Annotated in this window: 7 protein-coding genes; 3 read left to right on the top strand and 4 right to left on the bottom strand. The window is 55.9% G+C overall.

Annotation, left to right across the window (positions count from 1 at the left end):
- Window position 1 precedes the first annotated feature (1 nt).
- From MWU51_RS13330 to MWU51_RS13315, 4 genes are all read right to left on the bottom strand, one after another.
- A complete protein-coding gene (locus MWU51_RS13330; RefSeq protein WP_247037847.1) occupies window positions 2-1,585 on the bottom strand; it encodes an ABC transporter substrate-binding protein in 1,584 nt (527 codons plus the stop codon).
- Between the two features lie 225 nt (window positions 1,586-1,810).
- Window positions 1,811-4,465 carry a TRAP transporter large permease subunit gene (locus MWU51_RS13325; RefSeq protein WP_247037845.1) on the bottom strand — a complete coding sequence of 885 codons (2,655 nt, stop codon included), beginning with the start codon at window positions 4,463-4,465 and terminating at the stop codon, window positions 1,811-1,813.
- A 10-nt stretch (window positions 4,466-4,475) separates the two neighbouring features.
- A complete protein-coding gene (locus MWU51_RS13320; protein WP_247037843.1) occupies window positions 4,476-5,474 on the bottom strand; it encodes a TRAP transporter small permease subunit in 999 nt (332 codons plus the stop codon).
- Between the two features lie 102 nt (window positions 5,475-5,576).
- Window positions 5,577-6,659, bottom strand: a complete 1,083-nt coding sequence (locus tag MWU51_RS13315) for a TRAP transporter substrate-binding protein (RefSeq protein WP_247037840.1) — start codon at window positions 6,657-6,659, stop codon at window positions 5,577-5,579.
- 401 nt (window positions 6,660-7,060) lie between these two features.
- On the opposite strand from MWU51_RS13315, the gene MWU51_RS13310 reads away from it, so the two are divergent.
- Genes MWU51_RS13310 through MWU51_RS13300 form a run of 3 tightly spaced genes read left to right on the top strand, consistent with a single transcriptional unit; the run spans window position 7,061 to window position 11,648 of the window.
- Complete coding sequence (locus MWU51_RS13310) at window positions 7,061-7,528, top strand: MarR family transcriptional regulator (protein WP_247037838.1); 468 nt, start codon at window positions 7,061-7,063, stop codon at window positions 7,526-7,528.
- Between the two features lie 9 nt (window positions 7,529-7,537).
- The gene (locus MWU51_RS13305; RefSeq protein WP_247037837.1) at window positions 7,538-8,587 is read left to right on the top strand and encodes an efflux RND transporter periplasmic adaptor subunit; all 1,050 of its coding nucleotides are present in this window, start codon (window positions 7,538-7,540) and stop codon (window positions 8,585-8,587) included.
- A gap of 10 nt (window positions 8,588-8,597) precedes the next feature.
- Complete coding sequence (locus MWU51_RS13300; RefSeq protein ID WP_247037835.1) at window positions 8,598-11,648, top strand: efflux RND transporter permease subunit; 3,051 nt, start codon at window positions 8,598-8,600, stop codon at window positions 11,646-11,648.
- Window positions 11,649-11,666 lie beyond the last annotated feature (18 nt).

Genomic DNA, 11,666 nt, shown 5'->3' with positions numbered 1-11,666 from the left:
ATCAGCCAGCGACCCACATTTTCATCGGGGCGTAGAAGTTCATCAGATCAAAGCCCTTGTGGCCATCGACCCAACCAGCGACACGATTGGTCGTGCCATCAATGAAGTCGTTGAACATCGGGCAGACCAAACCACCTTCGTTGTGCAGCAACATGCCCATATCGGCATATGTCTGGGTCCGTTTCGCTTCGTCCAATTCGCCACGTGCTGACAGCAACATCTGGTCAAACTGTTCGTTGAAGAACCGCGTGTCGTTCCAGTCCGCCGTCGACAGATAGGCGGTGGAATACATCTGGTCCTGCGTCGGACGTCCGCTCCAGTAACTGGTGCAGAAGGGCTGGGCGTTCCAGACTTCCGACCAATATCCGTCATTGGGTTCGCGCTTGATTTCAAGGTCGATACCAGCCGTTGCAAGCGACTGCTGGAACAGCGCCGATGCGTCCGGCGCACCGGGGAAGCTGTTGTCAGACGTGCGCAGCAGGATCGGACCTTCGTGCCCTGACTTGTCGAAGTGGAACTTGGCCTTGTCAGGATCATAGTTGCGCTGCTCCATCTCGGTGAACAGCGGATAGGAACTGTTGATCGGTGTGTCGTTCCCGATCGAGCCATAGCCGAACAGGATCTTATCGACCATCTCTTGGCGGTTAATGCCGTGTTTCAGTGCCAGACGCAGATCGTTGTTGTCGAACGGCGCGGTGTTGCAATGGGCGATAAACACATAGTGGCCGGGGCCCGCGGTTGAATGGACATTGATGTTCGGCGCGCGGGCCACAAGATCTGCGGTGCGTGGCGGAACACGCCCGACCATATCCACCTGACCGGATTGAATGGCCGCCATACGCGCGGTGTCGTCGTTGATCACCACCACCTCGATGGTTTCAGCGTGGCCCAGATCACCCCAATAGTCTGGGTTCTTCTCGGCCACGAAACGCACGCCCATATCCACTTCTTTCAGGACATAAGGACCGGTGCCGATTGCCGCTGCCGGATTGTCATTACCACCGTTTGGCTGGATCATCAGGTGATAGTCGGTCATCAGATAAGGAAGGTCAGCGTTCGGCGTGTCCAGTTCGACGATGAACTTGTCGCCATCAACGCTCATCGCTTTGATGCCGCGCATAATGCCAAGCGCACCGGATTTTGTATCTTCGCCTGCATGGCGTTCCATCGTTGCCAGAACGTCATCGGCGGTCAGCGATTTGCCGTTCGAAAAGTTTACGCCCGAACGGATTTTGAAGGTCCACACCTTTGCATCTGCCGAGGCTGAAACTTCTTCAGCCAACTTATTCTCAAGCCCGCCTTGCGGTGCAAGCTCAACCAACGGCTCGCCCCAGAGACGGCTGATCAATGTGCCGGTCGAGTTGGTCGTGGTCGCTGGATCGAGGCTGTCGGTGGTCGAGCCGCCCGGAAGGCCAACGCGGATCGTTCCGCCCTTGACGGGTGTCTGGGCGTAGCCTGCCGAAGACAGCAGAGTGTTCGCTCCGGCTGCGGTCAAGCCAAGTGCGGCGGCGCGGCCCATAAAGTGACGGCGCGACAGTTTGCGCGCGACAAACTGTTTTGACAGATATTCTAGTTCTTTGGACATTGAGGACTCCCTGTGTGAAGCGTATGGGCCATTTTGGCCGCAATTTTTTATAAGTCAGCTCGTAGAGTTGACCAGATAATCGGGTTTCGCAAGGTTTGATAACGACACTACGACTTTCCTTCGCGACAACTATCTTACGTCTGACGCTGAAAATCTACCCATCAAAACAAACAAAAAGGGCCGATGAAGTCACCGGCCCTTTCAAATTTCTGTGTATGACTTTTCCTAGAAATTCAACGATATATCGCGATGTTCGGACGAACAGGATGCCATTGCCAAAGCTTGTTCGCGGGTAAAGCGATCCTGAACGCGAATGCCAAAGCTGCCGCGCATCGTGTCCACATAGCTTGTCAGACCGGGTCGCAAGGATGCAACTGCCTCTCCTCGCCATGCGATCTGTGCTTCAAATGCGGACAGGGCTTCACTATAGGCATCCATTGCCTCGGCCCGGTCTGGCTTGCTGCCTTTCAGCGCCTTGGCGGCGTCTTTTAGGGCGTCTTCGACATCATCCGCGCCTTCGATCTTGCCGAAAGCCTTGGACAACTCATCGACCAGTTCCTCCGCATCAGCTTCAGGCGTCGTACTGATCGTCGCTTCAAGATCGCGCAACTGCGGTTCCATCGCGGTAAATGCCTCGGTTGCCTCGAGCACGGCCAGTACATCCAGCGCATCCTCATAAGCTCCATCAGCGGCCCGGCGATAGCGAGTCCGCGCCGCGTTTTCGGCGTTGGTCAGACCCTGGAAGGTCTCGTGAACCTCTTTCCAACTTTCCGGGATTTGCCCGCGCAGATGCTCGACCTCTGCTGTCAAAGCAGCGACGTCTCTTTCCAAGGCTGTTCTGGCCGAAGCCTGACTTTCGTTACGCATCCGACCAATCCGGGTCTTCAGTTTGTCGATCTCCTCGTTTGCACTGCGGATCTCTTTCTCGATCCCACGCACCAGACGCAATTGTGGGCGATATTCGTCCGCAGCGGCCTCCACCTCGCCTGCGGCGGCAAATGCGGCCTCAAGTTCGGCAACGGCGGTGTCGGCAGAATCAAGCGCGTCGGTCATGTCGCCCGACAGGTATTCGGGCAACACCGCAAGATCGAAACCACGTGCGGTTGCGATAGCGTCCTGAATTTCGGTGCTTTCCGACAGCTTCTGTCCCACATAGTCTTCAAGGCACATCTGAAGCCTTGGGTTGCGAGGCGGTGGGCTGGTTTCCGACAGGAAGCTGACCCGGTTGGGCAGATAGTTCACCAGCGGAGGATACGATCCTACAATGGCAAGTGCCGTCAGTTGTAGCAGGATAAAGGCGATCACACCCTTATACATCTGCACAGTCTTGACGATGGCGGGTGCCACGCCGCGCAAATAAAATAGTGCGAACCCGAACGGCGGTGTCAGGAAACTGGTCTGAATGTTCAGACCAATCATCACACCCAACCAAACGGCGGTGATGTTGGCTTCCGGATCGGCCAGCAGGATGGGGGCCACAATCGGGACCACGACCACTGCGATCTCGATGAAATCAAGGAAGAAGCCAAGGATGAATATCACCAGCATCACGATGACGAACTGGGTCCAGAAGCCACCGGGCAAGCCCAACAGGAACTCACGCACCAATTCTTCCCCGCCAAAGGCGCGGAATGCGGCGGTTAGCATTGCGGCGCCCAGCAGGATGATAAAGACCAGCGACGTTGTCTTGGCTGTTTCCAGCATGACGCCCGCCAATGTGTCTTCAATCTTGAAGATACGCCAGCACGACCAGCCCAACGCAAACAGCAACATGATGGTTGCAATGACACCCAGTGTAATTCCCAGTTGATCGGTGCTGTCGGCCACGCCCTTAATGTTCATATCAAAGTTCGAAAGGGCGAACCCCGCAAGGAACAGCGCAGCAATTGCCAGAAGTGCAGGGTAATACAGCGTTTTGCCCGGTGCAGGCAAACGATAACCGGCCATGATCATGGCACCTGCAGCACCGATGGCGCCAGCCTGGTTCACCGTTGCGATACCAGCGATAATAGATCCCAGAACAAGGAAAATTAGCGCCAGAGGCGGGACAAGAGTGATCAGCACGTTCTTCAGAAAGGCGATGTTATACGCGCCGTCATAGTGAACAGCCGGGGCCTGTTTCGGGCGCAAGATCGCATAAAACAGGATGTAGAGCATATACAGCCCGACAAGCAGGATGCCTGGAATGAACGCGCCCAGAAACATCTCGCCCGCCGAGGTGGACACGACGTCGAACATGGACGGCATGGACAGCTCGCCCGTCGCTTCCTTGTGCAGGATTTTACGTGCAGTGCCGGCCTGATCCGTGGCGGATGCCAGCTGGTCGGCCAGAATGATGAGCACGATCGACGGCGGAATGATTTGCCCCAACGTGCCAGATGCGGCAATCGTGCCGGTGGCTAGCGACTGTGAATAGTTGTTGCGCAACATGGCGGGCAAAGAGATCAGGCCCATTGCCACAACGGTTGCACCGACAATCCCTGTCGTGGCCGCCAGCAGCGCGCCAACGAACACGACCGAGATCCCCAAACCGCCCGGCACGGGGCCAAACAGTTGGGCCATTGTCACCAGCAGGTCTTCGGCGATCTTTGACCGTTGCAGCATGATGCCCATAAAAATGAACAGGGGAATGGCGATCAGCGTGTCTCGCTCGACCTCCCAATAGACGCCCCTAAGGTTTGTTACCCCCGCGGACAGCCACTGGTTCGGGCCGCCGCTGTGGAAATAGGCATCGGTTGATCCGGCGAACATATAGCCTGCGCCAGCGGCAAGGCTGATGGTGATGATCGCGGCACCCGGTAGGGCGAAGGCGACGGGATAGCCGGAGCCAAGCGCACCCGCCATGATCACGATCAGCAGGAAAAGAAAGAAAAGTTCCATGTGTCAGGCCTCAGTGCGCGGAAGATTGTGCGATATCGCGGTGGCCGGGTTCATCCCGCTTGTCTGCCACAGCATCGAAGAAATAGCTGACGAACTGGATCAGCATGGTGATGGCGAATAGGCCAATGAAGGCGGCCATCTGGTATTTGGTGTACAGACCGAAGGGGCCAGCCTGCGAAATCTCGAAGCTGGTGATCGGTGCGTTGATGATGGACTGCTTGCCCCCGAACCCAACGGCCAGAATGACCCATGCTGTCGACATCCCCAGAAAGATCGTGCCAATCCCGTTGACGATGCCGCGGGTTGTTCGACCGAAGCCCGCATACAAGACGTCCACGCGCACGTGGCCTTCATCAAACAGAGTATAGGCGGACGAGAACAGGAACAGTGCAGCATACCAATACCGCACCAGATCACCCATCAGCGCCTGTTCATAGCTGAACATGAAGCGCGAAATCACGATCAGAAGCTCGGCAATCACGATCAGGAAAGCCAGCCAGAAAAATCCAAGCGTTCGTGTCACTGTTGCAATTCCGAAAGCGATGACAAGCAGCGGAATATGCACATAGGACCCAACCCAGCTTGGACGGCTGAACAGTCTTGCGTTGGAAGACCCCAACAACGGCTCGATCAATCCTTCGGCCCGCATGAATGCGATTGTTGCGTCGGTAATGCCGATCAGGAAAACGGCCCAGAACAAGGCACGAATGAGATAGACGTTGAAGCTATGGACCCGATGTGCATCCCAGCGCAGCGATGTCGTCTTGTCACGCAGGACAATGGCCACTGCCACTGCGACTGCCACCACATACAGTGCAACGTGAACCCAACCACCCGGCGCTGTGCCGTTCAGAAAGGCGTGCGTGCCAGCGTAGCCGAACCCGACCACCAGCACGTTGTTGATCAGGAACGCCGCCAATATCGTCAGCGTACACCAGCCGAATAACCGCGCAAGGATTGCGGGGTCGCCATGTCTTGGAATGTCTGGATGTGTGCTTGAGTGTGTCATTATGCCTCCCGAAGGGCCGTCGGATCGGTTTTTGCATGATCCTTTGGAAAAGGACGGGGAACCTTCCCCGCCCTTGGTTTTTTGGTTCGTCTATAGAACTGCTTACAGATCCAGGATCCGGTTACGCTGGTTCACGAACTGACCTTCGAACAGCGAGATACCGCGGCCGATTTCGCGCATTTTGGCTTGAACAGCGTCGTTCACTTCGGCAGCCAGTGCGTCATAGCTTGCGGTCTCTTCGAACACTTCCTGAGCAGCTTCGCCCATTGCGTCCCAAGTATCTTCGTCGAAGCTGCGCACTTCTACGCCCTGCTCATCCACGAGCTTGGTCAGGTATTCACCATTCAGCGCCATCGCCTCGAAATACGAGTTTGAGTTTTCTTCCAGGGCGGCTGCGGTGATCACCGAGCGCTCCCAATCCGACAGGCTGGACCACCACGACTTGTTCGAGGTCAGCGACAACTGCGCGCCCGGCTCATGCATCCCGCCGGTATAGTAGTACTTGGCAGCTTCGTAGAACTTCATGAAGTAGTCGTTGTAGGGACCAACCCACTCGGTCGCGTCGATGGTGCCGGAGACGAGGTTTTCATAGATTTGGCCGCCGGGCAGCGATACGGTCGATGCGCCCAGTTTTGCCAGAACCTGACCACCAAGGCCCGGAATACGCATTTTCAGACCTTTGAAGTCGTCTGCGCTTTCGATTTCCTTGTTGAACCATCCGCCAGCTTGGGTGCCGGTGTTACCAGCAGGCAGACCTTTCAGGCCGAACTGGTCCTGAACCTTGTCCCAGATTTCCATGCCGCCACCATACAGGATCCAAGCATTGATCTCGGCGAAGGACATGCCAAAGGGCACTGCTGTGAAATAGGCCAACGCGGGGTGTTTGCCGGTCCAGTAATAGTCGGCACCGATGTATGCTTGGCTGTTGCCCGAAGCAACTTCGTCAAACACGTCCAGCGCGCCAACGCGTTCACCTGCAGCAAAATATTCTACGTTCAGCGCACCCTCGGACAGATCGCCGATGCGGGCGGCCAGACGTTGCGCCGAGACACCCAGACCCGGAAAGTCGCGTGGCCAGGTCGACACGATGGTCATTGTCTTGCCACCTTGCGCCAGTGCCGGGGTGGCAAGGGCAGTTGCGCCAGCACCAATTGCTGCGCCTTTTAGAAACTTACGGCGTTCCATATATTTATTTCTCCTCCGAGTTTTCGATATTTTCTTGTTCGAACGCGGGCCGACCAAAGGTCAGCTTTACGCTGCCACGCAATTACTACGTAGATAAAACCAGATTTCAATTGATATTTCTCAAACTGGTAATATTTTTTTACCAATTCACGATATGCGAAGCTATTGGCCGCAACGCGGACGTGCGGTGAATGTCGGCTAACGCGCTGATGATTGCCGAGGAATTTCTGCGACGCAATGCATACTGCCAGTTTACGTAGGGACACCCTTGCACTGCCCGCCTTCTGAGGCGGCAGTTCTACGCTAACGGCGGGGTTATTATTTTTTCTGCTGGATATTTCAGAAAATGAAACTTAAAAGGTTGCCATCGCGACTCACGTAGAAGAACCGTAGAAGAACCCATGTCCTTTCCACCTGACCCAAACCTAAAAGACGATGCACTGATCGAACCGGAACTTGGCGCATTGTTGGGTGTGTTTGCCCTGCACGGGTTCATCGAATCGCTGATAGATGAAATCGATAGCAAAACCGACATGCCTTATTTCGAGCGGAAAATTGTGGTCTGGCTGGACCGCCCCAAGCGGCTTGGTGCGCTGGCGCGCGAAATGAATGTGCTTCCGTCGACTATGACCACCGCCGCTGATCAATTGGAAGCCCGCGGATTTGTGGTTCGCGAACGTGACCCCAATGACCGACGGGCCTGGCTTCTGAAGCTGACCAGCGACGGCGCGGATTTGCGCTCTGCGATGGTGGTCATGGCACGCACATTGCTGTGCGAAACGCTGGAACTGACTGCCGAGGAGTTGAACAGTTTTGCCAGAACCTCGCTTAAAATTCACCGCAACATACAGAAACACACCACCTGCTAAGGACATACCATGCCCGTATTCATGCGCCTTTTGGCAGCCGCCGCTGCCGCAATTATTGCCACCACGTCTGGTGTTGCCGCCGAAGATGCCATCAAACCGGTGAAGTTAATGACGGTCGCGGCAGATGACGACACGCTAAGTCGAGTTTTCTTTGGCAAGGTGGTCGCACGTCAAAGTGTCGACATGGCTTTTCAGGTCGGCGGCCAGATCGTCGAATTTCCGGTGATTGAAGGGCAATTGGTGTCGGAAGGCGACATGCTGGCGCAACTGGATCAGGAACAATTCTCGCTGGCGCTTGAACAGGCGGTGGTGCAGAAAGATTTGGCAGAACGGACGTTGGACCGTCTGACCAAGCTGCGAGGCAATACAGTCAGTCAGGTGGCGTTGGATGACGCAACAACACAGCTAAATTTGGCAGACATCGCATTCCGTCAAGCCGAGCGGAATTTGAACAATGCTACCCTTTTCGCCCCATTCAACGCGCTTGTAGCAGCACGGAATGTCGATAATTACGTTACGATCGGTGCAGGTACATCCGTGGTCCGATTGCATGACATGAGCGAAATCCGGATCGAGATCGATGTGCCGGAAATCTTGTTCCAAACCGCATCCAAAGAAAAGAATGTGAAATTCGTTGCCGAGTTTCCAGCCCATGAAACGCACTTTCCCGTCGAGATTCGTGAATTTAATGCCGAGGCTGCGACAGCTGGTCAGACCTATCGCCTTACTCTGGGCATGTCCCCGCGTGACGATCTGAATGTGCTGCCCGGCTCGTCGGTGAACGTGCGGGTGTCTGCGGCCTATGAAAGCCCGGGCATCCGGATCCCTTCAACTGCTATTGTGGCGGCCACCGACGGAGCGCTGTCAGTCATGCGGTTCATCGAAAGCGAAGGGGACGTCGGCTCTGTAAACGCAACACCTGTGACGGTTAAACCTGCGCCCAACGGTGATTTCGAACTGTTGTCCGGACTATCGGCGGGCGATGTGATTGTTGCGGCGGGTGCATCGGCGTTACGCGATGGTGATGCCGTGCGGCGCTTCACCGGTTTTGCGAACTAAGGGGTTTGTCATGCCGAATATAGCACGCGCCTCGATCGAAAAGCCGCTCTATACGTGGTTGATCATCCTCACCATGCTGCTGGGTGGAATCTGGGGGTTTCTGAACCTTGGGCGGCTGGAAGATCCGGCTTTCACCATCAAACAAGCTGTCGTCGTGACGCATTATCCGGGCGCCAGTGCAGCGCAGGTTGCGACTGAAGTGTCGGAGCCTCTGGAAAGCGCGCTTCAGAAGATGGAGGAGGTCGAAAAGATTACATCGACAAACCGGCCGGGCGAAAGCCGCATCGACGTCGAGATCAAGTCGACCTATCCCGCCGACGCGCTGCCGGACATCTGGACCCGTTTGCGCGCTCGCGTGCGCGACACATCGCGACAACTGCCGGACAACGCGCTTCCGCCCTTTGTGAATGACAGTTTTGGAGATGTGTTTGGACTGTATTACGCCGTCACCGCCCCCGGTTTCACGGATGCCGAAAAGTATGATCTTGGCACCTTTCTGAGGCGCGAGCTTTTGGTTGTCGCGGGCGTGGCAGATGTCGATCTGTCCGGCATCCCGGAAGAAGCGATCTATATCGAACCTGACATGACCCTGTCGGTCAATCAGGGCATTCCACCCAACGCGATCATTGGCGCAGTGTCGTCTGCCAACTCTGTGACGTCTGCCGGGTCATTGAACAAAGACGGCGCGCAGATCATGTTTCGGGCACCGGAAGGGTCTGAAACCGTATCTGACATTGCCTCGCTGAGTATTGGGGTGAATGGGCATCTTCTCAACGTCGCGGATGTGGCCAAGGTCAGCCGCGAACGTGTTGCCATCCCTGACCAGATCATTCGTTTCAACGGGCAAGAGGCATTCACAATCGGCATTGCCGGTCTGGATACCGAAGACATCGTGAAAGTCGGTCACCGTGTCGATGCGCGGCTGGCAGAGCTGTCGGCGGATATTCCGCATGGCATTGAGCTGCATCCGATTTACCAACAACACCTGGTGGTCGAGCAAAGTTCAAACGACTTTCTGAAGAACCTCGCTATGTCGGTCGGCATCGTGATTGTTGTTCTTGGTGCGTTCATGGGATGGCGTGCGGCCGTTGTCATAGGTGCCACGTTGCTTTTGACGGTGGTCGGGACGCTTTTGTTCATGGCGATCTTTTCGATCGAGATGGAACGGATTTCACTGGGTGCGTTAATCATCGCGATGGGGATGTTGGTGGACAACGCGATTGTCGTCGCGGAAGGAATGCAAATCTCGATGCTAGGCGGGCGCAGTTCGCGCGAGGCGGCGGATGATGCCGCGAAGAAAACCCAGATCCCGCTTCTTGGGGCCACCGTGATCGGGATCATGGCATTTGCCGGGATTGGTCTGTCACCGGATTCAACGGGTGAATTCCTGTTCTCACTTTTCGCTGTGATCGGGATATCGTTGTTGTTGTCATGGCTACTGGCGCTGACAGTAACACCATTGCTGGGTCACTATCTGTTCAAGGTCAGCAATCAGGATGCGGCTGATGCCTATTCAGGCCGGTTCTTCGTCTTGTATAAGAAGATACTGGACAAATCCCTGACCTTCCGCTGGCCGGTGATTGCGGGGCTGATTGCCATCACGATGCTGTGCTTTGTCGGCTTCGGGTCGGTGAAGCAGCAGTTCTTCCCAAACTCGAACACGCCGTTGTTTTTCGTCTATTACAAACTGCCGCAGGGCAGCTCGATCCAACAGGTCTCGGACGATCTTGAGGTGATGGAAGATTGGTTGCTGAACGAGGACAATGTAACCTCGGTTGCATCCTATGCCGGGCGCGGGGCTGTGCGCTTCATGCTGACCTATGACGGTGGAAAGGACAATCAAAGCTATGGGCATCTGATCATCCGCACCGAGGCGCTGGACGATATTCCTGACATTCAAGCGCGGCTGGAAGTTTTCGGGAAGGAAAATTTCCCCGAGGCTGAGTTCCGTGTTCAGCGGTTGGTCTTTGGCCCCGGTGGCGGCGATCCGATTCAGGTTCGGTTCTCGGGCAGTGATCCGGCAGTTTTGCGCGATTTGGCAGACCAGGCCATGCAGGTCATGGCCGACAGATCTGACAATCTTCTGAACCTGCGCACCGATTGGCGCGAGCAGGAGTTGGTGATCGAGCCGATCTATGCCACCCAGCGTGCCCAGACCGCAGGGATCAACCGCGACGATGTGGCGGCCTCGCTTCTTTACGCGACGGATGGCTTGCGCGCGGGTGTGTATCGCGAGCGTGAACGGCAAATTCCGATCATCATGCGTCGCCCCCAACCGGAAGAATTTAACCTGAATGACCAGCTTGTTTTCTCGCCGATCACAGGAACCTATCTGCCGATTGAACAGTTGATCGAAGGCTTTGACTATCGTGTCGAAAACACTTTGGTGCAACGGCGCAATCGGGTGCCCACAATCTCGGTCGGGGCCGATGTGGCGACCGATGTAACGGCTGCGCAGGCCCACACCGAAATTCGTGCGGCGGTCGAGGCAATCCGTTTGCCTGCCGGTTACACAATGGAATGGGGCGGCGAATTTGAAAACGCCTCGAAAGCGCAGGCAAGCCTGGGTGCGCAATTGCCGCTGAGTGCGCTGATCATGGTGATGATTTCGATCCTGCTGTTCAACGCGATCAGACAACCGATCATCATCTGGCTTCTGGTGCCAATGTCTGTGAACGGTGTCGTGGTCGGCTTGCTGGGCACGGGTCTTCCGTTCAGCTTCACCGCCCTTCTTGGGTTGCTGAGCCTATCTGGAATGCTGATCAAAAACGGGATCGTTCTGGTCGAGGAAATTGACCTTGTTCGTGCCGAAGGCGTGCCCTTGCGACTGGCGATCATCGAGGCGTCCGCCTCGCGGGTGCGCCCCGTTGTACTGGCTGCGGTGACCACAATTCTGGGCATGGCACCGTTGTTGTCAGACGCATTCTTTGTGTCAATGTCGGTGACAATCATGGGCGGGTTGGCGTTTGCATCCGTCCTGACACTGGTCGCAGCGCCGGTCTTTTACTATGTGTTCTTCAAACGTGACGAGGCACGCGAACTGGCGGCGCAACCGGCATGATGGCGTCTGTCAGTGATG

This window comes from Aliiroseovarius sp. F47248L (assembly GCF_023016085.1).
In the GTDB taxonomy this organism is placed as follows: Bacteria; Pseudomonadota; Alphaproteobacteria; order Rhodobacterales; family Rhodobacteraceae; genus Aliiroseovarius.
This window is presented reverse-complemented; position numbering and strand designations above follow the sequence as displayed.

Bases quoted from the DNA above. Each gene is read 5' to 3' on its own strand.
- MWU51_RS13305 (WP_247037837.1), top strand. From the start codon at position 7,538: ATGCCCGTATTCATGCGCCTTTTGGCAGCCGCCGCTGCCGCAATTATT.
- MWU51_RS13300 (WP_247037835.1), top strand. From the start codon at position 8,598: ATGCCGAATATAGCACGCGCCTCGATCGAAAAGCCGCTCTATACGTGG.
- MWU51_RS13325 (WP_247037845.1), bottom strand. From the start codon at position 4,465: ATGGAACTTTTCTTTCTTTTCCTGCTGATCGTGATCATGGCGGGTGCG.
- MWU51_RS13310 (WP_247037838.1), top strand. From the start codon at position 7,061: ATGTCCTTTCCACCTGACCCAAACCTAAAAGACGATGCACTGATCGAA.
- MWU51_RS13320 (WP_247037843.1), bottom strand. From the start codon at position 5,474: ATGACACACTCAAGCACACATCCAGACATTCCAAGACATGGCGACCCC.
- MWU51_RS13315 (WP_247037840.1), bottom strand. From the start codon at position 6,659: ATGGAACGCCGTAAGTTTCTAAAAGGCGCAGCAATTGGTGCTGGCGCA.
- MWU51_RS13330 (WP_247037847.1), bottom strand. From the start codon at position 1,585: ATGTCCAAAGAACTAGAATATCTGTCAAAACAGTTTGTCGCGCGCAAA.